The organism is Mesorhizobium sp. M0048 (assembly GCF_040323405.1).
GTDB lineage: Bacteria > Pseudomonadota > Alphaproteobacteria > Rhizobiales > Rhizobiaceae > Mesorhizobium.
Window position 1 is genome coordinate 174,342 of the sequence record NZ_JAMYUV010000001.1, and the last position, 24,019, is coordinate 198,360.

The 24,019-nt window shown below is 63.1% G+C and carries 20 protein-coding genes; 10 read left to right on the forward strand and 10 right to left on the reverse strand.

Features of this window, described 5'->3' with window-relative positions:
* The 4 genes from fdxA to NKJ84_RS00885 form a co-directional block, all read right to left on the reverse strand.
* A complete protein-coding gene (fdxA, locus tag NKJ84_RS00870; RefSeq protein ID WP_254816494.1) occupies window positions 1–339 on the reverse strand; it encodes a ferredoxin FdxA in 339 nt (112 codons plus the stop codon).
* 148 nt (window positions 340–487) lie between these two features.
* Window positions 488–874 carry an RNA-binding S4 domain-containing protein gene (locus tag NKJ84_RS00875; RefSeq protein WP_254816495.1) on the reverse strand — a complete coding sequence of 129 codons (387 nt, stop codon included), beginning with the start codon at window positions 872–874 and terminating at the stop codon, window positions 488–490.
* Between the two features lie 12 nt (window positions 875–886).
* Window positions 887–4,285, reverse strand: coding sequence for a helicase-related protein (locus NKJ84_RS00880; protein WP_352504971.1), 3,399 nt, complete (start codon window positions 4,283–4,285; stop codon window positions 887–889).
* 701 nt (window positions 4,286–4,986) lie between these two features.
* Window positions 4,987–5,718, reverse strand: a complete 732-nt coding sequence (locus tag NKJ84_RS00885; protein ID WP_352504972.1) for a TetR/AcrR family transcriptional regulator — start codon at window positions 5,716–5,718, stop codon at window positions 4,987–4,989.
* Between NKJ84_RS00885 and NKJ84_RS00890 the strand changes: the two genes are divergently transcribed.
* On the forward strand, window positions 5,654–6,904 hold the full coding sequence (locus NKJ84_RS00890; RefSeq protein WP_352504973.1) for an FAD-dependent oxidoreductase: 1,251 nt from the start codon (window positions 5,654–5,656) through the stop codon (window positions 6,902–6,904). The two genes, NKJ84_RS00885 and NKJ84_RS00890, sit on opposite strands and share 65 nt — an antisense overlap.
* Before the next feature lie 65 nt (window positions 6,905–6,969).
* Here NKJ84_RS00890 and phbB read toward each other — a convergent pair whose 3' ends face one another.
* Window positions 6,970–7,695, reverse strand: a complete 726-nt coding sequence (gene phbB, locus NKJ84_RS00895; RefSeq protein ID WP_352504974.1) for an acetoacetyl-CoA reductase — start codon at window positions 7,693–7,695, stop codon at window positions 6,970–6,972.
* 104 nt (window positions 7,696–7,799) lie between these two features.
* Window positions 7,800–8,984 carry an acetyl-CoA C-acetyltransferase gene (locus NKJ84_RS00900; protein WP_254816500.1) on the reverse strand — a complete coding sequence of 395 codons (1,185 nt, stop codon included), beginning with the start codon at window positions 8,982–8,984 and terminating at the stop codon, window positions 7,800–7,802.
* A gap of 278 nt (window positions 8,985–9,262) precedes the next feature.
* Here NKJ84_RS00900 and phaR point away from each other — a divergent pair, with 278 nt between their 5' ends.
* Window positions 9,263–9,871, forward strand: coding sequence for a polyhydroxyalkanoate synthesis repressor PhaR (phaR, locus tag NKJ84_RS00905; protein ID WP_254816501.1), 609 nt, complete (start codon window positions 9,263–9,265; stop codon window positions 9,869–9,871).
* 108 nt (window positions 9,872–9,979) lie between these two features.
* On the opposite strand, the gene NKJ84_RS00910 is transcribed toward phaR, so the two are convergent.
* Window positions 9,980–10,426 (reverse strand): hypothetical protein, encoded by a 447-nt coding sequence (locus tag NKJ84_RS00910; protein ID WP_352504975.1) that lies wholly within the window; start codon window positions 10,424–10,426, stop codon window positions 9,980–9,982.
* 101 nt (window positions 10,427–10,527) lie between these two features.
* Here NKJ84_RS00910 and NKJ84_RS00915 point away from each other — a divergent pair, with 101 nt between their 5' ends.
* Window positions 10,528–11,181, forward strand: a complete 654-nt coding sequence (locus NKJ84_RS00915) for a TetR/AcrR family transcriptional regulator (RefSeq protein ID WP_352504976.1) — start codon at window positions 10,528–10,530, stop codon at window positions 11,179–11,181.
* Between the two features lie 42 nt (window positions 11,182–11,223).
* On the opposite strand, the gene NKJ84_RS00920 is transcribed toward NKJ84_RS00915, so the two are convergent.
* Window positions 11,224–12,372, reverse strand: a complete 1,149-nt coding sequence (locus tag NKJ84_RS00920; RefSeq protein WP_352504977.1) for a citrate/2-methylcitrate synthase — start codon at window positions 12,370–12,372, stop codon at window positions 11,224–11,226.
* A 92-nt stretch (window positions 12,373–12,464) separates the two neighbouring features.
* Here NKJ84_RS00920 and NKJ84_RS00925 point away from each other — a divergent pair, with 92 nt between their 5' ends.
* The 6 genes from NKJ84_RS00925 (at window position 12,465) to NKJ84_RS00950 (ending at window position 20,725) form a co-directional block, all read left to right on the forward strand.
* Window positions 12,465–13,553: a citrate synthase/methylcitrate synthase gene (locus tag NKJ84_RS00925; protein ID WP_352504978.1), complete on the forward strand. Its 1,089-nt coding sequence runs from the start codon at window positions 12,465–12,467 to the stop codon at window positions 13,551–13,553.
* A 199-nt stretch (window positions 13,554–13,752) separates the two neighbouring features.
* Window positions 13,753–14,535, forward strand: a complete 783-nt coding sequence (locus NKJ84_RS00930) for a 3-hydroxybutyrate dehydrogenase (RefSeq protein ID WP_352504979.1) — start codon at window positions 13,753–13,755, stop codon at window positions 14,533–14,535.
* A gap of 26 nt (window positions 14,536–14,561) precedes the next feature.
* Entirely contained in the window at window positions 14,562–15,692 is a 1,131-nt protein-coding gene (locus tag NKJ84_RS00935; protein ID WP_352476433.1) for a patatin-like phospholipase family protein, read from the forward strand.
* A gap of 385 nt (window positions 15,693–16,077) precedes the next feature.
* Window positions 16,078–17,289: an efflux RND transporter periplasmic adaptor subunit gene (locus NKJ84_RS00940; protein WP_352476139.1), complete on the forward strand. Its 1,212-nt coding sequence runs from the start codon at window positions 16,078–16,080 to the stop codon at window positions 17,287–17,289.
* 2 nt (window positions 17,290–17,291) lie between these two features.
* The gene (locus NKJ84_RS00945) at window positions 17,292–20,468 is read left to right on the forward strand and encodes an efflux RND transporter permease subunit (RefSeq protein WP_352504980.1); all 3,177 of its coding nucleotides are present in this window, start codon (window positions 17,292–17,294) and stop codon (window positions 20,466–20,468) included.
* A 98-nt stretch (window positions 20,469–20,566) separates the two neighbouring features.
* Window positions 20,567–20,725 (forward strand): DUF3309 family protein, encoded by a 159-nt coding sequence (locus tag NKJ84_RS00950; protein ID WP_023678456.1) that lies wholly within the window; start codon window positions 20,567–20,569, stop codon window positions 20,723–20,725.
* A gap of 63 nt (window positions 20,726–20,788) precedes the next feature.
* On the opposite strand, the gene NKJ84_RS00955 is transcribed toward NKJ84_RS00950, so the two are convergent.
* Window positions 20,789–21,751 (reverse strand): SDR family oxidoreductase, encoded by a 963-nt coding sequence (locus NKJ84_RS00955; protein WP_352504981.1) that lies wholly within the window; start codon window positions 21,749–21,751, stop codon window positions 20,789–20,791.
* A gap of 94 nt (window positions 21,752–21,845) precedes the next feature.
* Here NKJ84_RS00955 and NKJ84_RS00960 point away from each other — a divergent pair, with 94 nt between their 5' ends.
* Window positions 21,846–22,757, forward strand: a complete 912-nt coding sequence (locus NKJ84_RS00960) for a LysR family transcriptional regulator (protein ID WP_352504982.1) — start codon at window positions 21,846–21,848, stop codon at window positions 22,755–22,757.
* On the opposite strand, the gene NKJ84_RS00965 is transcribed toward NKJ84_RS00960, so the two are convergent.
* Window positions 22,715–23,896 (reverse strand): MFS transporter, encoded by a 1,182-nt coding sequence (locus NKJ84_RS00965; protein ID WP_352476143.1) that lies wholly within the window; start codon window positions 23,894–23,896, stop codon window positions 22,715–22,717. The genes NKJ84_RS00960 and NKJ84_RS00965 overlap by 43 nt on opposite strands.
* Between the last annotated feature and the right edge of the window lie 123 nt (window positions 23,897–24,019).

Below are 24,019 nucleotides of genomic sequence, written 5' to 3' on the forward strand. Positions count from 1 at the left end.
TCAGTCGCCTTCGCCGGGCTCGGGGGAGAAATATTTCTCGAACTTGCCAGTTTCGCCATCGAAAGTTTTAGCGTCGGCCGGCGGCTCCTTCTTGGCGGTGATGTTGGGCCATTTCTCGGCATATTCGGTGTTGATCTGCAGCCATTTGTCGAGGCCCGGTTCGGTATCGGGCTTGATCGCGTCGGCCGGGCATTCCGGTTCGCAGACGCCGCAATCGATGCACTCGTCCGGGTGGATGACGAGCATGTTCTCACCTTCGTAGAAGCAGTCGACCGGACAGACCTCGATGCAGTCCATGTATTTGCATTTTATGCAATTGTCGGTCACGACATAGGTCATTGGTCGGCTCCGGGACGTCCCATTTTGTTGGGCTTTTTTGGTGAGGTAACGCCTTTGTCCGCTGGTGGCAAGGGCGGCCCCTGCCAGCGGTGCCGCGGTTTCCGGAATGGAATTCCGGAAGGCCGGCAAAGCGGGCGTTCGACCTTGCTCAATCGTCGCCGAGCAGGTGGTCGGTCTGGCGGCGTTCCTTCTTCGTCGGGCGACCGCTGCCGGCCTCGCGCAACGGCGGCACCGCATCCGGAAGCGCCTCGCCCTTGGGCGTGGCGGGCGGCGACATGTCCTCGTAGAGCAGGCGGGCCTCTTCGGCCGGGCCACGCCGTACGCCGGTGCCAAGGACTTTCCAGACGAAGATCCGCCGCTCCAGCGTGATGGTCAAAACGTCGCCCGGCCGGACCGCATCGGAGGCCTGCGCTGCTTTGTCGCGATTGATGCGGACGCGTCCGGCGACGACCAGCCTGGCTGCCAGCGTGCGCGATTTTACCGCGCGCGAGAAGAACAGCCACTTGTCGATGCGCTGGCGGGCATCAGTGACCATTGGACGAGCAGCTTACTTCTTCAGCTGGTCGCGCAACGCGGCGAGCTTGGCGAAGGGCGAGTCCGGGTCGAAGCGGACCGGGCGTTCCTCACGCGGTTTCGACTGGAAGGCGGGCTTTGCGCCTTGGGCGCTGCCTTTACCGTCCTGCCGGCCAGCCTTCCAGTCGGGCCGGTTTTCGCGCCGGTCGGGGCGGTCGCCTTGTGGCTTGCCGGCGCGCTGCTCTCCAGCCTCGCCTTGCGGTTTAGGCTTGAACTTGCTGCGATCGAAGCGCGGTTTGCCGGCGCCGTCACGCGGGTCGTGGCGCCCCTGACGGGCGGCCCGGTCGCCTGGTGTCGGTTGCCCGCCCGCATCTACCGGCGCATCGCTGCGACTGTCCGGCGCAGCTTGACCATTGCGCGCGCGAGCGCCCCGTTGATTGTCCCGGGGGCGGTGGTCATGCTGGCGATGACGCGGGCGCTGGTCGAAACGACCCTGCCGCCACAACAGGATAGGTTTTGGCTCCTCCGCCTCCGGGGCAGCGTCGTCGGCGACTGCTTCCGCCGTCGCTGCAGGTTCGGCCGGCGATGTTTCCGTCGTTTCGAAGATCGGCGGCTCTGCCGGTGCCATAGCCTCAGTTTCCGCCCCAAGTTCCGCCGCCCTTGGCTCGGCCGCTGGTTCTGCAACCGCTTCGGCGGTGGGCAGGATCTCTTGCGTGACTTCTGCCGCAGCTTCAGGGGCTGGAGCTTCCGCGACAGGCTCTGCCGTCGCTTCGGTTACAGCTTCGGCCGCCGCCTCCGCAACGGGAGCCGCATCCGACACGGGTTCCGAAGCCTCCGCCGGCGGCTCTGCCGCGGCAGATGCTTCCGCCATCCTCGCCTGCTCGACTCGCGTTGCGTCTTCAGCCGCCTGCTTTGCAGCGGCCGCTTCGCGCGCGGCATTGTCCTGTGCTTCGAGCCGCGCCTTGACCTCGGCCGCCGGTTTGGCATCAGCGCGATAGCCGAGCCCCTTCAGGATTTCTTCCATGTCGTCGGCGGTCGCGCCGAGGATCGACATCATCGGCGGCGTCACCATGAAGGACTGGCCGTCATAGGCGCCATCGGGGCGAGGCCCGAGGCCCGGCTTCCAGTTGGTCGCCGGCCGGATCAGGTCGGCCAGCCGCTCGAGAATATCGACGCGTACAGCACGCCGGCCAAGATTGCGGTAGCCGGCAAGCTTGTAGAAGGTCTTGTCGAAGGTCGGATCGATGACCACCGAGGTGCGGCCGGAGGCCAGTGCGTGAACGACATCGCCGAAGCCGGGCTTGTCCTTGCCGTCGTTTCTCAGCGCCCACAGGAGCGTGATCAACCCGGCCGGCGCCGGCTTGATCAGCGCCGGCACAAAGACATGGTAGGCGCCGAAGCGCACGCCGAGGCGGCGAAGCGCCGCGCGGCCTTCCTGGTCGAGCGACTTCATCTCGTCGGCGATGTCGCGACGGTTGATGAGGCCGAAATGCTCGACAAGCTGGAAAGCGATGCCGCGGCCGATGCCGGTGATCTGCTCGGCATTCTTGAGGTCGACCAGCGGCTTCAGCAGGGATTCGATCTGGAAATTGACGAAGCGCTCGGCGCGCGCCGCAACCTTGTCGCGGGCCGGACCGGTGAGCTGCTCGTCGGCCAGCAGGACAAGACGCGGCTTCAAAGCGTCTTCGCCGGCGACCAGCGTGCCGATCGGCGCGCCGATCCAGCGCAGCGTGCCATCCGAACCCAGGGCGATGTCGCCATTGGCAGAGGCGCCGAAGCGCTCGGCCCGCGCCTCGAACTCGGCGGCAAGCGCCTTCTGCGCCGCCGCCCGCACCGCCTTGGCGTCCTCGCCGCCGGCGCTCTGGTCGGCGGTAAAGCGGAAACCCTGCAGCTCGCCGACATGATGGCCTTCGACGAGGACGGTTCCGGTTGGGCTGATTTCGGCTTCAGGCATCGTGTTTTCTCTAAGGCGCCGCATGAGGACGGAAGTCCTGCGGTCTACAAAACGTTTCGTCAACCGCTCATGCAGCGCATCCGACAATCTGTCTTCGATTTCGCGCGTCTTTTCCTGCCAGTGTGCCCGATCGGCCAGCCAGCCGGGTCGGTTGGAAACGAAGGTCCATGTGCGGATCTGGGCAATCCTGTGCGACAGCGTGTCGATGTCGCCTTCGGTGGTGTCGGCACGGCGCACCTGCTCGGCCATGTAGTTCTCGTCGACATGGCCATGCCTGGCAAGGTCCATGTAAATGGAGGCGATCAAGTCGGCGTGCTGGGCCGGCGCGATCTTCCTGTAGTCGGGAAGCGCGCAGGCTTCCCACAGCAGCGCCACGCGTCTCGCATCGGTGGTGAGTGCCCGGACGTCCTCGTCGCGCGACAGATGCTCGAGCGCCTGCGCGTCCACGGCCGGCAGCGCGCGCGTCAGGCCCTCGACCGGGGCGTTGGTCTCGATCGAGCGCTTCAGCGCATCGAGGTTGGCTAAATCGAAATGCGCGGTGCGCCACTGCAGCACTTTCACCGGGTCGAAATCATGCGCCACGATCTTCTTGACCAGTTCCTCATCCAGCGGATCGACCTGGCCGGTGACGCCGAAGGTGCCGTCGCGCAGATGCCGGCCGGCGCGGCCGGCAATCTGGCCGAGCTCGGCCGCTGTCAGGTTGCGGTACTGGTAGCCGTCGAATTTACGGTTCTGGGCGAAGGCGACGTGGTCGAGGTCGAGGTTGAGGCCCATGCCGATGGCGTCGGTTGCGACGAGGTAGTCGACGTCACCCGACTGGAACAGCGCCACCTGGGCGTTGCGGGTGCGCGGGCTGAGTGCGCCGAGCACGACGGCGGCACCGCCTTGCTGGCGGCGGATCAGCTCGGCAATGGCATAGACCTCGTCGGCCGAGAAGGCGACGATCGCGGTGCGCCGCGGCAGGCGGGTCAGCTTCTTCGAGCCGGCATAAGCAAGATGCGACAGCCGTGGCCGGGTCACCACCGACACGCCCCGCAGCAGGCGCTGCAGGATGCCGTGCATGGTGGCCGCGCCAAGCAGCAGCGTCTCCTGGCGGCCGCGCAGATGCAGGATGCGATCGGTAAAGATGTGGCCGCGTTCGAGATCGCCGGCGAGCTGGACCTCGTCGATGGCAACGAAGGCGGCGTCGGTCTCGCGCGGCATCGCTTCCACCGTGCAGACCGAGTATTTCGCGCCAGCCGGCTGGATCTTTTCCTCGCCGGTGATGAGCGCAACCTTATGGGCGCCGACCTTCTCGCAGACGCGCGCATAGACCTCGCGGGCAAGCAGCCTGAGCGGCAGGCCGATGACGCCGCTTTCATGCGCCACCATGCGTTCGATGGCGAGATGGGTCTTGCCGGTGTTGGTCGGGCCGAGCACGGCCGTCACGTCCCGGCCGGTCAGGATCAGCGGTTCAGTGTGTTTCGGATGGATGTTCATCGGCCTGGAAATAAGGCTCTCCGCCTCGCATTGTCGGGAGCGCGCCCATATTGGCCGCGTATGACAGGCGACACATAGGGATTTCGGGCGCGAAGCGAAAGCGGAATGTGCCGAGGGCAGGCCGATTGGTCGCTTCAAAGCCAGAAAATCTGTTCCCGATTAACAGTTGGAACGAGTCTGGAACGAATCAGCGACGAATCACTGACTCTCGCCGATTCAGGTTTTGTTCACGGCTACATCTGGGTTTTCTGCCGGCGTACCTCACCACATGCTGAATCACGGGAACTGGCCCGATTCATGCAAGCGGCATCCAGGCGAGCACCATGGTTAACCTTTGCCGGTGAATGGTCGTGGGTGGCCAATCTGCTTCGCACAACATTATGAAATTATTGATGTTTCCTAACGCGCTTTAATCATTTCGAGGGCGTTTTCAGCTCTCGTCGTTAACGTTCCGCTCAAAGCCGGAACGAATCGGCGACGAATCAGAGATAGCCGAAGTTTCTTGGTTTGTTCACCGCAACATGTTGTGTTGTGAACAGCTTCTCCACCGAGAATCCACAGGCTGCGGGACGGATTGTGCACAGGCTGCGCAGCGGCCATTAACCTTTGCGTGCTGGTTCGGCACACGCCGGCGTCATGGCCAATCGGTCGGCGCACTTGCCGCATGAGGCTCAGACTCGGCCTCACGCTGAACGGCTTGTTCAAGGCACGTCCTCTCCGACGGCATAGCGCTGCAATGTAGGGCCGACGGTCTGGATGATTTCGTCGTGAGACAGGGCGACGACCGGTGGTAGGCCCAGCAGGTAACGGCACATCGCCAAACCCAGCAGCTGGCTGGAAATGAGTCCGGCCCGCCGGCCCGCATCGGCGGGATCAGCGACCGCCGCAACCAGTGGCCTCACCTGGTTGGCAAATACATCGCGCAACTTTTCGGCGGCGAATTCGTTCGACGTCGCCGACCGCAGCAGAATTGCCATGCCGGTACCGTTGGCCGGATCTTCCCAGATTTCGAGAAATCGCCTGATCAGTGTCTTGCCGATGGCGGTTCGATCGATCACCCGCAGTGCCGGCAATTTCAGGTCGACGACCGCCGCTCTGGCGAATAGCTCGTCCTTGCTGCGGAAATAGCGGATCACCATGGCCGGATCGATCGAGGCATGGGCGGCGACGTCGCGGATGGAGGCGCCGTCATAGCCGTGCTTGGCGAACAGCAGCCTCGCGGCTTCGAGGATCTGGGCGCGGGTGCGGTCCGACTTGCTGGTTTTCTTCTGCTGATTCTCGCTCATGAAATCCATATGCCAACGGCTGTTGACAAATGCAATGGCTTCGGCTAGAAAGTCAACATGTGTTGATAAATGGAGAGCGAAAATGTTGCCTGATGCAACGGAAGTCCTGATTATCGGCGCCGGCCCGACCGGCTTGGCGCTGTCCATCGTGCTGCACCAGGCCGGGGTCGACCATATTCTGATCGACAGGCTTGGGGAGGGCCTTCAGACCTCGCGGGCCGGCGTCATCCACGCTCAGACGCTGGAAGCGCTGGAGCCTCTGGGCGTCACGCAGCGGCTGAGCGAACTTGCCCTGAAGCTGCAGAATTTCGCCATCCGAGATCGCAGCCGGGCACTGCTCAAGCTCGATTTCGGAAAGCTTCCGTCGAGACATCCCTATCTGATGATGCTGCCTCAGAATCTCACCGAGCAGGTGTTCGCCGAGCGGATTGCCGCCCTGGGCGGCGTGATCCACCGCATGGTCGAGGCCAAAGCGGTGGTTCAGGACACTGACGGTGCGCGCGTGACGGTGGTCGAGAACGGCCGCGAGAAGATCATATCGACACGTTACGTCGTTGGCGGCGACGGCATGCACAGCCTGGTGCGCAACTCGGCCGGCATCGAGTTCGACGGCGCGGCCTATGAGGCGTCGTTCGTTCTCGCCGACGTTCGTCTCGACTGGCCGGTTGGGCCAACCGAAGTATCGCTGTTCTTTGCGCCAGCCGGACTGGTGGTGGTGGCGCCGCTCCCAGACGGATCGTACCGCGTCGTCGCGACAATGGACGATGCACCGGAAAAACCCGCAGTCGCAGACATACAGGTGCTGCTCGACAGCCGCGGACCGACCGGCAGACGAGGCCGGGTGCTTGAGCTGAAATGGAGCTCGCGGTTTCGCGTGCATCACCGCCTGGTCCGGTCATACCGCAAGGGCCGGTTGTTCCTGATGGGCGATGCCGCGCACGTGCACAGTCCGGCGGGAGGGCAAGGCATGAATACCGGCATCGTCGACGCGGTCGTGCTTGGCCAATTGCTTGGCGACGTGGTGAACGGCGTGCGCCCCGAAGCGGAGCTCGAACTCTATGAAACGCTGCGACGCCCGGCAGCCCAAGAGGTGCTTGACCTGGCTGGCATGATGACCGGCATGGCGCTTGCCCGCAGTCCAGTGAAGCGGTTCGTTCGCAACCTCGTACTATCGGTGCTGAACCTCACACCATTCCTGAAGCGCCGCATCGCCTTGAAGCTGTCGGGCCTCAGCCGGGCACCGCTTGCCCGTCTGCCGGCACCCGCGTGCAAGGCAGGTTCAATTACCCGAACCCAGCCTGAAGCCAGCCCAGCGCTGAAGCTTGCCGCGTGACAGCCCGGCTATCTGCCCGTACCTGCCGTCGGGCCGGTACGGGGGCATCCGCGACATCCCAAGCCTCAGCTGATGTACTGGCCGCCATTGGCTGAAATGGTCGAGCCGGTGATGAAACCGGCATCGTCGGAAGCGAGGAAGACGACGCAGCGCGCGATCTCCTCCGGCTCGCCGAGACGGCCGACCGGGATGTGCGGGATGACACGCTCGTTGAGCACCTTCTCGTCCATCGCCTTGACCATCTCGGTGGCGATATAGCCGGGGCAGATGACGTTGACGGTGATGCCGGCGCGCGCGCCTTCTTGGGCCAGTGCCTTGGTGAAGCCGATGTCGCCGGCCTTCGAAGCCGAATAATTGACCTGGCCGACCTGGCCTTTCTGGCCGTTGATCGAGGAGATGGTGATGATGCGGCCGAACTTGCGGTCGCGCATTCCACCCCACAACGGATGCGTCATGTTGAAGACGCCGGAAAGATTGGTGTCGAGGACCTCTTTCCATTGCTCGCGCGTCATCTTGTGGAACATCGCGTCGCGGGTGATGCCGGCATTGTTGACCAGCACCGAGACGGGACCGAGATCGGCCTCTATCTGTTTGATGCCGGCAGTGCAGGCTTCATAGTCGGCGACCGACCATTTATAGACCGGGATGCCGGTCGCTGCCTTGAACTTTGCCGCCGCATCCTCGTTGCCCGCGTAGTTTGCGGCCACCGAATAGCCGGCGCTCTTCAAGGCGACCGATATCGCCGCGCCGATGCCGCGCGACCCGCCTGTGACGATTGCAACCTTTGTCATGTGTCCTCCCGGGAAATGCAGATGGCTGCGCGTTGAAGCGGTGGGGTTTGCCCTCTATTCCCTACTCGCTTTGCACCAGCATCCTACTCGTATCGCCTATCTCATCACAATGCTTCCACGCACATGGCAACGCCCATACCGCCGCCGATGCACAGCGTGGCAAGACCTTTCTTGGCACTTCTGCGGCGCATCTCGTAGACCAGCGTGTTGAAGATGCGGGCGCCCGAGGCACCGACCGGATGGCCGATGGCGATGGCGCCGCCATTGACGTTGACGATCGCCGGGTCCCAGCCCATGTCCTTGTTGACGGCGCAGGCCTGCGCGGCGAAGGCCTCGTTGGCTTCGACCAGATCGAGGTCGCCGACCGACCAGCCGGCCTTGGCCAGCGCCTTGCGCGAAGAGGGGATCGGTCCCGTCCCCATGATCTGCGGGTCGACGCCGGCGGTCGCCCAGGAAACGATACGCACCAGAGGTGTGATGCCGCGCCTTGCGGCTTCCGCTTCGGTCATCAGCACCACAGCTGCGGCGCCGTCGTTGATGCCGGAGGCATTAGCTGCCGTCACCGTGCCTTCCTTGTCGAAGGCCGGCTTGAGCTTGGTCATGGCATCGATTGTCGCGCCGTGGCGGATGTATTCATCCTGGTCGACTACGGTGTCGCCCTTCCTGCCCTTGACTGTGAAGGCAACTATCTCGTCCTTGAATTTTCCGGCTTTCTGCGCGGCCTCGGCCTTGTTCTGGGAAGCCAGTGCGAACTGGTCCTGGTCGTCGCGGGTGATCTGGAACTGGCGAGCGACGTTCTCCGCGGTGTTGCCCATATGATAGCCGTAGAACGCATCGGTCAGGCCGTCCTTGATCATGGTGTCGATCAGCTTGAAGTCGCCCATCTTGACGCCACCGCGCAGATGTTGCGCATGCGGAGCCATCGACATCGATTCCTGGCCGCCGGCAACGATGATCCTCGCGTCGCCCTGGGCGATCTGCTGCATGCCGAGCGCGATGGCGCGCAAGCCCGAGCCGCAGAGCTGGTTCAGGCCCCAGGAGGTAGCCTCCTGCGGCACGCCGGCGGCCATAGCCGCCTGCCGCGCCGGGTTCTGCCCTTGGGCCGCGGTCAGGATCTGGCCGAGAATGACCTCGTCCACCTCCTTGCCCTCGACGCCGGCACGGACAAGCGCTTCCCTGACGGCGACCGCACCCAATTCATGGGCTGGCGTGTTGGCGAAGGCGCCGTTGAAGGAGCCGACAGGCGTGCGCGCTGCACTGGCGACAACGATGGCGTTGGAAGCGGACATGTTCTTCTCCAGGCTTTCGGGGAACGATTTCGGGTGCCGTCGGGGACTTTTCTTGCCCTTTCCACAACCCGAGTCAAACCCGAAATGGGCATGGCGTCCGACTGCCGCAAGCATGCAGCACGTCGCTGCAACGGCGGCCCGTCCGTGCTGCGCAGCATAAAATGTTCCCGCACTGCACAAACTGCTTGGATTCATGACGCTTTTGCGCATATCCTTTAAAAAGGCGCAATCGTTACCGGCGGCTTACTTAAGCTGCCCGGTGTCCGGGGAGGATGCAGATGGCCGCAAAAGACGAACCTATTGTTATCAAGAAATATGCCAATCGCCGTCTCTACAATACGGGCACCAGCACCTATGTGACGCTTGAGGATCTCGCTGAAATGGTCAAAAAAGGCGAGGACTTTACTGTCCAGGACGCCAAGACCGGTGACGACATCACGCATCCGGTGCTGACCCAGATCATCTTCGAGCTGGAGAACAAGGACGGGCAGAACATGCTGCCGATCCCGTTCCTGCGTCAGCTCATCGCCTATTACGGCGACCAGATGCAGATGATCGTGCCGAGCTTTCTCGAGCAGTCAATGCTGGCGTTCTCTAAGGAGCAGGAACGCTTTCGCGAGCAGATGAAAGATGCGCTCGGCAAGTCGCCGATGGACATGATGAAGATCGCCACGCCGATCAAGGTGCTGGAGGAGCAGACGCGGCGCAACATGGAAATGTTCCAGAACGCCATGCGGCTGTTCACACCGTTCCCGCCTGCGGGCTCTGCGCCGGCAGCAGCCCCGGCCGAACCGGCCAGGAAGGAAACACCGGAAAAACCCGACGACCTTCAGGAACTGAAGGAGCAGATCGCCGCGATGCAGCGCAAGCTCGACACGATGTCCTGACTGCCGGCTGGCGAAGTGCCGGCCGAAACTTCCTTCAGCAGACCGTGTGATAAACATCTTCGTCTCGAAAGGCGGAGATGTCATCCATGCTATGCATCGTGGCATGCTCTATTTCGTGGTCACCGTCACCAGAGCGGTAACAGGTTTGCCGTCTACTAGAATGGGCCGGTGATGATCATCGGCAAGAAGCACGCCGATTACGTGTCTGCCGGCGGCATTCGGGCAATGGCCGAAACGGGCCTTGATAAGGTCACCGCCAAAGTCGCTGTTCATGCTGTTGTACGGCTTGCCGGGGATGTTGCAGGTGTCTCCGTCGGGATCGATCTTCATATGCACGTGGCCGCATTGGCTGATTTCCCCGCACTCACCCGCAGCGAGCAGCCTGAAGTTGCTCCTGACGACGACGCCTATCGCCTTCTCAGGAGCATTGCCCAGTTCGACAACTGAACCTGCGGTCGGCCAGGCGATTTCCAGGGTGGGCCGATCCTCGGCCTCGGCAGACACGAGCGACAATAAGGAAAAAGCGAGGGCAGTCGTTGCGATGATGCGAAACATGATAACCTCCGTTGCGATGTAAACACTGATTACATATGCAGTGCTCGAACACAAGGGAAATAATCAGCGATTACATTCCGCTCTCGTGCTATTTGGCTGAGATGACCAAGACTACTGATTCCGACGAAGCCGGACATGCCAAGCGATACCATCACGGCAATCTTGTCGAGGCCTTGATCACGGCAACCGTGGAGATCATCGAGGAACGGGGAGCCGAGCATGTCTCCGTACGCGAAGCCGCAAAACGTGCCGGCGTTTCACCCGGCGCACCATTCCGGCATTTTCGATCGAAAACAGCGTTGCTAACCGCGGTCGCCGAACAGGCCATGGATCGGCTGACAGAGGCTGTTGCCAAGGCGCAGTCGAAAATCGGCAGCGCAGATCCCATTGAGGCTTTCGAAGCAATCGGACAAGGCTATCTGGAATGGGCAATTACCAACCCCACGCATTTCCAGATCATCAGTTCCAGAACCCTAATTGATTTTGAAGCGTCGGACAGCCTTCGTCATCAGAATGAGGCTATTCGGCGGAGGATGATCGACTTGCTGACGCAAGCGCAACAACACGGTCGGCTTGCTCCCGACACCGACTTTGATCATCTTGTGCTTGCCGCGCGTGCACTCGTGTATGGGTTGGCACGCATGGCGCTCGATGGTCATTTCCGGGAATGGCATCCGTCCGAGCCGCCAGCCCTGGCCGCGCAGCGGGCTCTCCGACTTTTCATGAACCGTATGACCATTCCATCTAAAGCTTAAATCCGCCAGCACCCAAAAAAGGGACCGGGATTGCGCCACCAGCTAATGGAACTCCGGCAGCGGTCCCTGGTAGCGGGCGCGTGGCCGGATCAGGCCGTTGCTTGTCACCTGTTCCACCGCGTGCGCGGCCCAGCCGACGCTGCGGCCGAGCGCAAACAGACGGAACGGCGCATCGGACGGCAAGCGGAGGCTGCGCGTCAGGGCAGCCAAGGCGAAATCGACGTTCGGGCGCATGCCCGTTGCCGCAAAGGCCGCATCCCAAAGCCGCAGCAGCCCGTCATCGACATCGATAGCGGCCAGCAAAGGTTCGGCGCGCGGATCGCCGTCGGGATAAAGCGGATGGCCAAATCCGGGCAGTGGCATGTCGTGACCGAGCCAGCGTCCGACGGCCGCATCCGGCCCCAATCTCTGCGCATCCTCACCCAATATCATGACGGCCTCCGCGGCGGCGCCATGGCGCGGACCGGAGAGCGTGGCGAGGCCGGCAAGCAGGCAGGCCGAAACAGGTGCGCCGGTGGACGCGGCGACCCGTGCGGCGAAGGTCGATGCGTTCAATTCGTGATCGGCCAACAGTACGAGCGAGCGGCGGATCAAGTCTGCGCCGGCCGCATCGAGCGACCATCGCCGCGCCAGCCTTTCGTGCACGGCACCGGTTCCGGGAATCGCGCCGAGCGCCTGGGCCAAGGCGGCGATGGCGCCGGCCGCATCGTGGTTGAGCGAAGCTGATCGGCGGCCGAGCGAAGGCCGGCCCTTGGCCGCCAACGCGGCCAATCCCGCGAAGGCGGCCGGCCGGCCAGTTGCGCCGTTGCCATGGCGGCTCGCCGAGACAAACGACACTGGTGCGTCAGACGCCCAAAGCAGGTTTGCCGTCTGCTCCAGCGTGGCAGCCTCGCAGAGTGCAACCGCATCCTGGCCGCGATAGACGAGGCGGCCGTGCAAAACGGTCGAGATCGTGGTGGCTATCGCCGGCTCGCCCCAGGCAATTGCACTTTCGGCGATGGCCTGAGGATTTCGGCCGCGCGCCCGGCGGCTCGCCAGCGCCGCGATGTCGTCGGCGCGATACTGGCTACGGCGTGGATCCGCCCCATCCGGCCGCATGCCGATGCGCCCGCGGCTGACATAGGCATAGAGCGTCTGGGCGCGCACCTTGAGACGCTCCAGGGCCTCGTCCCGCGTCAGCCACTCCGTCATGTCAGTCCTGTCATGTTGATTCTGTTGATCAAGATTGATGATCCAGTCGCCAACCCTTATCTACCGCGCGGAAAGGGTCAAGGAGAAAACCAATGGCGAATGGGCTCGATGATGTGGTGGCGGCGGAAACGGTGCTCTCCGATGTTGATGGTCTTGGCGGCCGCCTGACCATCCGGGGCCATTCGTTGCCCGAACTGGCAGGCCGCTGGAAATACGCCGAGGTGGTCCATCTGCTGTTCGACGGCTTTTTCGACGATTTTCCCGACGACAAGGAGCTGGCGAACGCGATCGGTCGGGCGCGCAGCGAAGTGTTCGGGCAGATCGAACCCTTGCTGCCGTTTCTCGCATCCCTCGATATCTACAGCGCGATGCGCGCCGGCATTGCGCTGCTGCCGGACGGCAGCAAATTGCCGGACGCGCTGCGGCTGGTTGCAGCACCTGCCGTGCTGACGCCGGCCTTGCTGCGCTTGCAGCGCGGCGAAAGCCCGATTGCGCCCGATAGCAAGGCCGATCATGCCGCCGACATGCTGCGGATGCTGACCGGCATTGCGGCCTCGCCGAAGTTGGCGAAGGCACTCGATGCCTATCTCGTGACGGTTTGCGACCATGGCCTCAACGCATCGACCTTCGCCACGCGCGTGGTCGCTTCGACGCAGGCCGGGCTTACTTCGGCGGTGCTGGCCGGGCTCGGAGCGCTCAAGGGGCCGCTGCATGGCGGCGCCCCAGGTCCGGTGATCGAGATGCTGGATGCGATCGAGGCGCATGGCGACGCCGCCGGCTGGCTGCGTGACGAGATCGGGCGCGGCCGCCGCATCATGGGCTTCGGGCATCGCATCTACCGCGTGCGCGATCCGCGTGCCGACGTGCTGAAAGCGGTGGTGCGGCAACTCGGCGCCAAGGGCGTAGCCGCCCACCGGCTGGGGTTTGCCGAAAGCGTCGAGCAAGCGGCGCTCGAAGTGCTTCGCATCGCCAAGCCGTCGCGCTCGCTCCAGACCAATGTCGAGTTCTTCACAGCACTTCTGCTGGAAGCGGCGGGCTTTCCGAAAGAGGCGTTCACCAATGTCTTTGCTGCCGGGCGCGTCGCCGGCTGGATTGCCCATGCGCGCGAGCAGCAGACGAGCGGACGGCTGATCCGGCCGCAGTCGCGCTATATCGGGCCGGTCCCAGACCTCGTCGCCTGAGGATTTTTCCCTCGCATACTTGCGGAAACCGGTCGCAATAGCCGGTGCCGGACACCTCTCTCGTCGAGATAAGAGAGGTCCTCATGACAAAAATTTCATGTCATTGCTCCACACATCCGCTGTTCTTGGATGGCAGAGAACCTATATGCTGCAGTGCAACATGGTTCCGCGGGAACCCACTTCAAAGGAATAGCCAGCCTTGACTACCAGAAAAACCGCCATAGTCACGGGTTCTACCTCGGGCATCGGCCTGGCTATTGCCCACGCGCTCGCGGCCGAAGGCTGCAACCTCGTCGTCAATTCCTTTTCCGATACCGCAGACGACCACGCCATCGCAGACGCGATCGCGAAGCACCACAAGGTGAAGACCGCCTATGTCAAAGCCGACATGTCAAAGGCGGCCGAGTGCCGGGCTTTGGTGGCGAAGGCAGCCGAGGCATTCGGCTCGGTCGACATCCTGATCAACAATGCCGGCATCCAGCATGTCGCGCCGGTGGAAAGCTTCCCGATCGAGAAGTGGGATGCGATCATCGCCATCAACCTGTCATCGGCCTTCCACACCATCGCCGCCGCCATCCCGTTGATGAAACAGGCCGGTGGCGGCCGGATCGTCAACGTCGCCTCGGCCCACGGCCTTGTCGCCTCGCCGTTCAAGTCGGCCTATGTCTCGGCCAAGCATGGCATTATGGGCTTGACTAAGACTGTCGCTCTGGAGCTGGCGCGCGACAAGATCACCTGCAATGCCATTTGTCCGGGCTATGTGCTGACGCCGCTGGTCGAGGCGCAGATCCCCGATCAGATGAAGGCCAACAAGATGGACCGCGAGACGGTGGTCCGCGAGGTCATGCTCGAAAAGCAGCCGACCAAGGAGTTCGTTACCGTCGAGCAGGTTGCGGCGGCGGCAGTGTTCCTATGCTCGGATGCGGCGGCGCAGATCAACGGCACGCACATCTCTGTCGATGGCGGCTGGACCGCTCAGTGAGCCATCCAGCGGTCAAGGGCCACGCCATGCCGAAGAACGGCAAGGTGGAAGAGCCAAAGAAGATCAACATCGCGCTGCAAGGCGGCGGCTCGCACGGGGCGTTTTCCTGGGGCGTGCTCGATCGGCTGCTGGAGGACGGGCGCCTCGATATAACGGCGGTTTCGGGCACCAGCGCCGGCGCCATGAATGCCGTGGCGCTGGCCGACGGCTTTGTCCGCGGCGGCGTCGAGGGTGCGCGGCGGAAGCTCGACGATTTCTGGCGTGCGGTGGCGGCAAAGGGCCGCTTCAGCCCGGTGCAGCGCATGCCTTGGGACGTCGCCTGGGGCAATTGGTCGATCGAGAACACACCCGGCTATTTCCTGTTCGATACGATGTCTCGGGTATTTTCGCCCTATGTCGCCAATCCGCTCGCCATCAATCCGCTTCGCGACGTGGTCGAACGTGAGATCGATTTCGACAATGTGCGCGCCTGCAAGTCGATTGAACTGTTCATATCCGCTACCAATGTCGAGACCGGCCAGTTGCGGGTCTTCTCGGACGGCGAGATCGACCTCGACACGGTGATGGCGTCGGCCTGTCTGCCGCAATTGTTCCGTGCCGTCGAGATCAAGGGCGTGCCCTATTGGGATGGCGGTTATGGCGGCAACCCGGCACTGTTCCCGTTTTTCAAGACGGCGGCCACCGAGGACGTGCTTTTGGTTCAGATCAATCCGGTGGTCCGCGAGGGGACGCCGAAGAGCGCCAATGAAATCCAGAATCGCATCGACGAGATCACCTTCAATGCCGGGCTGTTGCGCGAATTCCGCTCGATCGCCTTCGTCAAGGAATTGATCGCCGCCGGCCGACTGCCGCACGGCGAATATCGCGACATACGCATGCACCGCATCGATGCCGACGAAGCGTTCAAGGATTTGTCGGCATCGTCCAAGGTCAATGCTGAATGGGCGTTCCTTGCCTATCTGCGCGACCTCGGCCGCACCGCGGCCAGTGACTGGCTGGAAGAAAATTACGACGCCGTCGGCAAGCGGCCGACGATCGATCTGTCCGGCGAGCTCGATGACGGCCTGAAGCCGGTACGCGGGCCCGCACCGGGCCGCCGGGTCAAGGAGTTTCTTGCGGCGCGCAAGCAGCCCGAGGCCGCCCGCCGTCCGGCCTAGAACGGTTCATCGTTTCGGAAACGCCGAACCGCTCTATCTTTTTGTTTTTGTTTTGACGCAATTCCGGACGGAAACCGTTTCACACTTTTGCTGGAATTGCTCTCGCTCCTCCGCAAAGCAGATGACATCGCAATCTGTCCAATCATCCTGACACTTGCTGCCATACCGCTGTTTTGGCGATCAACAGCCGATGCTGCAGCCGCATCTTTGCGGACAAAGCAACAATCCATCAACTTTTCTGACTATATTGCGCCGCAACTTTGAGGTAGAAGCGCGCTTCGCCGATCACGGCAATTTGAATACGGCCTCGCGCGCACCCATATCGGCGACGCGCCCCAAGTAGAAGATGCGGCTTGGCCGAACCCCGCGCACTGGAAAAATAACGATGCCGAAATTCAGGTTTCACAAGCTTGCTGCCATTGTTGTGCTCATCGGTTTCGCCGGCTGGATGGCGACAGGCGAGTTCTCGTCCGTCGGCAGCGCGTCCGCCGACAACAAGCCCAAGGCAGGAGAGGTCGAGCAGCCCAAGACAGCCGACGCAGGCAAGCCCCAAACTGGCGAACAGGGGGCTGCCAAGCCGGGGACTGCCGAGGCGGAACAGCCCAAGGCGCCGTTACGCACGGTCGCGGTCATAACCCCGCCGCGGCGCACCTATGCACGCGCTATCCGCATTTCCGGACTGACCGAAGCCGACAAGCGCGCCGTCCTGGCGACACGCGTCGCCGGCGTTATCGACAAGCTGCCGGTCAAGCAGGGTCAGCACGTCAAGACCGGCGACCTGATCCTGATGCTTGCCGCCGAGGAAAAAATCTCGGCGGTCGACAATGCCAAGCAGCTTGTCGTGCAGCGGGAGGCAGAGCTGGCTGCTGCCCTGCGGCTGATGAAAACCGGCAATCTGCCCAAGTTGCAGCTCGATACAGCCCGCTCCAACCTGACGCTGGCCAAGTCGCAACTGGACGCAGCGCAAGCCGAACTCGACCGCAATGAGGTGAAGGCGCCCTTCGACGGCGTTATCGACCGGGTGCCGGTGGAGCTTGGCAGTTCCGTGATGCAGGGCGGCGAGGTGGCTACTATTCTCAGCCTCGACCCGGTGATTGCGCGCGGCGAGGTCAGCGAACGCGATCTCGGCTATCTGAAGATCGGTGACAAGGCGAATGTGCGTCTGGTCAGCGGCCAGAACGTCGAGGGCATCGTGCGCTACATCAGCCGGGATGCATCATCGGCAACCCGTACCTTCCGGGTCGAAGTCGCCATCCCGAATGCAGATGGTTCCGTACCGGCCGGCATGACGGCCGAAATCGCGCTCAGCGCCCAGCCGACCGACGCCGTCATGCTGCCGCGCTCGGTGGTGACGCTCGGCGACAAGGGCGACCTCGGCATCCGCGCCGTCGACAAGGACGACAAGGTCGTGTTCTTCCCGATCGACCTGGTCGACGACACGCCGACCGGCCTGGTGCTTGGCGGCATTCCGGCCGACGCCCGCATCATCGTCGCCGGCCAGGAGCTGGTGAAGGAAGGCGAAGTGGTCAAGCCGGTCGAAGCGGACCAGGCGACCATCCAAAAGCTGTTGGGCGAAGCGACGACCGGGACGCAGTAATCATGGACATCGTCAAACTTGCAATCAGCAATGCCCGGCTGACCATATCGGTCCTGGTCTTTCTCATCCTTGCCGGTGCGGTCGCTTACCAGTCGACGCCGAAGGAAGCGGAACCGGACGTTCCGATTCCGATGATGTATATCAGCCTGATCTACCAAGGCATCTCGCCGGAAGATTCCGAGCGCCTCTTGCTGCGGCCGATGGAAGCCAAGCTGAAGAGCCTGAAGGGCCTCAAGGAGATGCGCTCGGCCGCCTTCCAGGGCGGCGGCTATGTGCTGGTCGAATTCCAGCCACAGACGGATCTCGCCACCGCGCTGCAGGACACGCGCAGCAAGGTGCAGGACGGCAAGGCCGACCTGCCGCAAGCGGCCGAGGAGCCCGTGGTCTCAGAGGTCAACATCTCCGAGTTCCCCGTCCTGGTCGTGACGCTGTCGGGCGAGGTGCCCGAGCGCGTGCTGACGGCGGCGGCGCGCGAGTTGCGCGACCGCATCGAGGAAGTGCCTGGTGTGCTCGAGGGCTCGCTGCAGGGTGCGCGCGACGACCTCGTCGAAGTGGTCATCGATCCGATGAAGCTGTCTTCCTACGGGCTGCAGCTCGACCAGTTGATCGGTGCGGTCGGCGCTTCCAACAGTCTTGTCGCCGCCGGCAATATCGAAGGGTCCGAGGGCAAATACGCAGTCAAGGTGCCGTCGCTTATCGAGACGCCAGAGGATGTGGCGGCGCTTCCGGTCGTCGCCGGCCCCAATGCCGTGGTGCAGGCCAAGGATATCGCCACCATCCGCTCGACCTTCAAGGACGCCGAGACGGTTACCCGCCTCGACGGCAAGCCGGCGATTGCCATCGAGGTGAAGAAGCGCATCGGCTCCAACCTGATCGATACGATTGGCAAGGTCAGGGAGGTGTCCGACGCCTTCATCAAGACGATGCCGGAGGGCATGCACGTCACCTACACGCAAGACAAGTCCGTTTTCGTGAACCAGTTGCTCGGCGACCTGCAGAACCACGTGATGATCGCCGTCATCCTGGTGTTCATCGTTATCCTCTACGCGCTGTCCGGCCGTGCCTCGCTGCTGATCGGACTGGCCATCCCCTCATCCTTCCTGATCGGTATCCTGTTGCTGGCAATGATGGGCTACACGATCAACATGATCGTGCTGTTCAGCCTGATCCTGGCGGTCGGCATGCTGGTCGACGACGCCATTATCGTCACCGAATTCGCCGAGCGTCGCATGAGCGAGGGCATGCCGAAGCAAGAGGCGTTCGCGCTTGCCGCCAAGCGCATGGCCGGCCCGGTCATCGCGGCGACGATGACGCGCATTGCCGCCTTCTCGCCGCTGTTGTTCTGGCCGGGAATCATCGGCGACTTCATGAAATATATGCCGATCACGCTGATCGTGACGCTCTCGGCCTCGATGCTCTATGCGCTGGTCTTCGCACCGACGCTGGGCGCGATATTTGCCAAGGCGCCGGCCCATCACCCCGACGACAATCGCGACGGCTGGTACATGGCCGTGGTCAAGCAGGCGGTGCACTATCCCATCACCGTGCTTGTCCTTACTGTGGCGCTGTTGTTCGGCGTCGGCTACGCCTATTCGAAATTCGGCGCCGGCGTCGAATTCTTCCCGAATGTCGAGCCTGACTACGGCCTGCTCTATGTCCACGCCCGCGGCAATCTTTCGCTTGCCGAAATGGACGCGGCCACCAAGACGGCGGAAAATCGGCTGCTCGGTTGGCCGGGCGTGAAGTCCGTCTATACGCGTGTAGGCAAGACGCAGGGCGGCGGCCAGGACGTTCCGGAAGACGTGGTCGGCGTGATCCAGTACGAATTCGTCGACTGGCGCGAGCGCAAATCGGCGAACTCAATCCTGGACGAACTGCGCGGCGTGATGGCCGGCATTCCCGGTGTCGACGTCGAGGTTCGCGTGCCGGAAGCCGGCCCGCCCACCGGCAAGCCGATCCAGATCAGGCTTTCGGCCGTCGATCCGAAGGGCCTTGACGACAAGGCCCGCGCCGTCGCCGCGCGCATTGCCAAGGTGCCCGGCGTCATCGATATTTCCGATGGTCTGGCGCCGCCCGGGGTCGACTGGGCGCTCGAGGTCGATCGCGCCAAGGCGGCGCAGTACGGCATCAGTCCGACCGCGGTCGGGACGGTCGTGCAATTGGTGACCAACGGGCTGAAGCTCAGCGAGTACCGGCCCGCCGGCGCCGACGATGCGGTGGACATCAGGCTGCGCCTGCCCGAGGATCGGCGCACGCTGTCGACGCTCGACGAACTCAGGGTGCAGACCGCGCAAGGCTCGGTGCCGATCTCGAACTTCGTCGTGCGCAAGCCGGAGCCGACGGTCGGTATCCTCAACCGCATCGACGGTGCGCGAACGGTGGTCGTCCAGGCCAACGTCGCAGCCGGCGGCCAGGTGGCTGCCGTCCAGCAGGAGGTCACCAAAGCTGTCGCCGACATGAACCTCGGCAGCGGCATTCGCTGGAAGCTTGCCGGTTCGAATGAGGACAGTGCGGAGGCCGGGGCCTTCCTCAGCAAAGCCTTCGGTGCGGCGATCTTCCTGATCTTCATCGTGCTTCTGGCGCAGTTCAACAAGTTCACCAGCGTCTGGTTGGTGCTGTCCTGCGTGGTCATGGCGACGATCGGCGTGTTCCTCGGGCTGCTGCTGACGGGAGAGGCATTCGGCATCGTCATGTCGGGCATTGGTGTCATCGCGCTGGCCGGCGTGGTGGTGAACAACAACATCGTGCTGATCGACACCTATGACCGGTTGCGCGAAGAGGGCTGGGACAAATACGAAGCCGTTCTGCAGACCTGCCGCGAACGTGCCCGCCCGGTGGTGCTGACGGCAGTGTCGGCGATTCTTGGCGTGCTGCCGATCGCTTTCGGCCTCGGCCTCGAAATCTTCCACCACGAGACGACGATCAACGCGCCGTCGACGCAATGGTGGATTTCGCTGTCCTCGGCGATCGTCTTCGGGCTGTCCTTCGCCACCGTGCTGACGCTGGTGGTAACGCCGTCGATGCTGATGGTGTTCACGCGCGCCAAGGTCAAACCCGGTGCGCGCCGTGGCTGGTTCAGTCGCCTGTTGGGGCGTCGCAAGGCCGAGATCTCCTCGGAAGGCCTGGGGGCCGATCTGGGCGCCGAGCCGGCGATCGCCTTCCCGAAGGCCGCCGAATAGAGTCCGATTGCTGCCCTGATCAAGCAAAGGCCGCCCGGGAACAATGGGCGGCCTTCTGCATTGTTTCGTCATTGCAACCTCAAAGCGAGGATTTTCTGATGACGATCAGCACCATTCTCATCATTATTCTTATTCTTATCCTGATCGGCGCGGTTCCGGCGTGGCCGCATTCTCGGTCCTGGGGTTACGGCCCATCCGGCATCGTCGGCGTCATCCTGATCGTTGTCCTGGTGCTGCTGTTGATGGGCCGGATCTGAGCGCAATCATTGGTCCGGACAAGCGGCGGATGACCGTCAGACCATCCGTCTTTTTCAACTTCCTTATTGGGCAGCTTGCTGCACCGGCTTGGTTGTGGCGATGCCGATATCCTCAAGCGCTTCCGATACTGCATCTTCCAGCGGCGTGTGCGGGATCGTACTGATAATGCCTTCCAGCCGGGCTGAAGCCAGCCGGTGCGGCTCGAAGCGGAGATAGCACATCGAAACGATCTCGCGCCACATCGCCACGAACGGGCTGCCGGCGCGCAGCACCCACCACGGCATCTTCGTCAGCTTCAGCGCGCGTCCGAGCGCCTTCTCCGCGGCTGCCTTGATCTGGAGGTCGGTCACAGCATGGCCGGGAAAATTCAGCGCCTCGTATGAGCCGAGCTTGTCGAGATTGTCAGCCAGCCCGACGAAGGCCTTGGCCAGGTCGGGCAGATAGGCCCATTCATGCACGAGATCGACCGGTCCCGGTGCCGTATAGATACCCTTGGTCATCTTGGCGGCGACAACCAGATCGAACCACGATCCGCTGCCGGTGCCGCCGAAGAAATCACCGGCGCGCAGCAGGATCGTGCGCACCCGACCCGCGTCGGCCTCGCGGCGAAACAGATCTTCCATGGCGACGCGGATGCGGCCCTTTTCCGTCGTTGGGCGAAACGGCGCGTCTTCGGCGATCACCGCCGGCATCGGCGAGCCGTAATTGTAGACGGTGCCCGGGAAGAGATGCAGTGCGCCGTTCGCCCGGCAGGCAGCCATGACGTTCTCCGCCATCGGCAGACACTTGCCCCAGTCGGTGTAGAGCGGGTTGAGGCCGTTGAAGATAATGTCGACGCCTTCGGTGGCGCGGATCAGCGCGTTGCGGTCGAGCGCGTCGCCGGCGATTGCGGCGGCGCCTTTGAGCTCGGCCGGCACCTTGCCGCCGCGGGTGACGGCGCGGACACCGTAGCCGGCATCGAGGAAGGCCTTGGCCACCGCACGGCCGAGCCGGCCGTTGGCGCCGAGAATTGCGATCTTGGTCATTGTTCGTCTCCGTGTTTGTGTTGCGAGCCTGTTGTGGTCTCTTCGCAAGCGAATGAAAATTGACTAAAGCTGGTGATCTGATATTCAATTTTGAATGGATATCGATTGGAACCTGATCAAGAGTTTCGTCACGGTGGCGGAGACCGGCAGCCTGTCTGCCGCCGCGCGAAAACTTGCCGCAAGCCAGCCGACGCTCGGCCGCCACATCGCCGAGCTGGAACAGGCGCTCGGCGTCACCCTGTTCCGGCGTGGGCGGCGTGGCTATGCGCTCACGGAAGCAGGCAGCACGCTCTTTGAACAGGGTCGCGCGGTGAGCGAGCAGGCAAGTGCCTTTTCGCTGCTGGCGCTGGGATCGGTCGAGGCGATAGAGGGTACGGTGCGCATTGCCGCCAGCGAAGTGGTGGCGGCCTATGTGCTGCCAGAAATCACCGCGAGGCTTGGTTTCGAGGAGCCGGGCATCGAGGTCGAGATCGTCGCCTCGAACCAGGTCGAGAATCTGCTGCGTCGCGATGCCGATATCGCCATTCGCATGGTCAAGCCGGCGCAGAATGAACTGGTCGCGCGCAAGGTGACCGACATTCCGCTCCGCGCCTGCGCGGCAAAATCCTATCTCGACCGGCGTGGCCGTCCGCGCGAGGCGCGCGATCTCGCCGGCCATGATCTGGTCGGCTTCGACCGCAGCGATGAGATCATTCGCGGCTTTGCCCAGTTCGGCGTCCCGCTTGCCCGCAATGCCTTCCGCTTCAGGACCGATAATCAGATCGTGCTGTGGGAAGCGGTGCGGGCGGGAAACGGCATCGGCTTTGGCCAGGAGCCGCTCGCCGACCGTGATCCGCTGGTCGAGACAGTGCTGCCGGGTCTCCCGCTGCCGACGCTGCCGGTGTGGCTGGCCATGCACCGCGACGTGCGTACAAGCGTCCGCATCCGCCGCGTCGCGGATTTCCTCTACGAAGAGTTCAAGCGCTATTCAGCCGGTGCTGCCTCGGCTGCGAATTCAGCGCGGTGAGCGAGCCCGGCCATCAACAGCACGACGATCAGCAGCCCGGAAAGAGCGACGAAGATCGGGCCGAAGCTCGAGTGTTCGGCGATGAAGCCGATCGCCGACGGCGCCACCAGAATGCCTGAGTAACCCATTGTGGTGACGACGCTCATGCCGGTGCCGGACGCCATGCCCTCCTGGTTGCCGCCGGCCGAAAAGATGATCGGCACCATGTTGGCAATGCCGAGACCGCAAAAGGCGAAGGCGGCAATGGCGAGCCAGGGCGAGGGAGCCAGCCCGGCCACCAGCATGCCGGCAGCAGCGGCAAGAGCCGAGGCGCGCAACGTCGTAACGGCACCGAAACGGTTGCGGACGCCATCACCAAGGAAGCGCATGACGGCCATGACACCGGAAAAGGCGGCGTAGGCCAGGCCTGCGATGGCAAGATCGGCACCGAGCTCCTGCCTGAGATACAGCGCCGCCCAGTCGAGCACCGCACCTTCGGAGATCATCGTCAGCAGCGCCATCAGCCCAACCAGATAAACCAGCGGGTTTGCCGGCAGCGCGAATTTGTGGTGCTCGGCGACTGGGTGCTTGTCCTCGGCGATCAGGTAGCGGATCGCTACGGCGATGACGGCAAAGGCAAGAGCCGTCACCACCGTCGCATGGGCGAGGTGACCGTAGTTCTGGATGGCGAAACCGCCCAAGGCGCCGCCAGCGAAACCGCCAAGGCTCCAGAAGCCGTGCGAGGACGACATGATGGCACGGGACAGCCGCCGTTCGACTGCCACTGCGTTGGCATTCATGGCGACGTCCATGCCGCCGATCGAACCGCCGAAGATGAACATGGCGATTGCCGCCAAGGGCACGTTGGGGGCCAGAGCCACGACCAACAGGCCGAAGCTGCCGGCAAGTCCGAACCAGCGCAGCACCGTGCGCGAGCCATGCTTCGAGATCAGATGGCCGCACCAGGTCATGGCGGTTACGGCCCCGGCCCCGAACAACAGAATCAACAGGCCGAGCGTGAATTTGCTGATGTCCAGCCGGGTGAGGAACACCGGGATCTGCGGCGCCCAGCTCCCGGTCAGGAAGCCATTGGCGAGGAAGATGCCGGCCACTGCCCAGCGTCCACGAATCGCGGTCTGCGTCATTTTCTGCGCGTCCATCGGGTAGAATCCGGTCCGGAAATGGCTTCGCGCGGCAAATTAGATCGATTCAATTCACAGTCAAGCGCTCTTTGCCGAAAGTGCTTGGACCAGACGCTACGTCCTCTCGCGTCGGCCAACCAT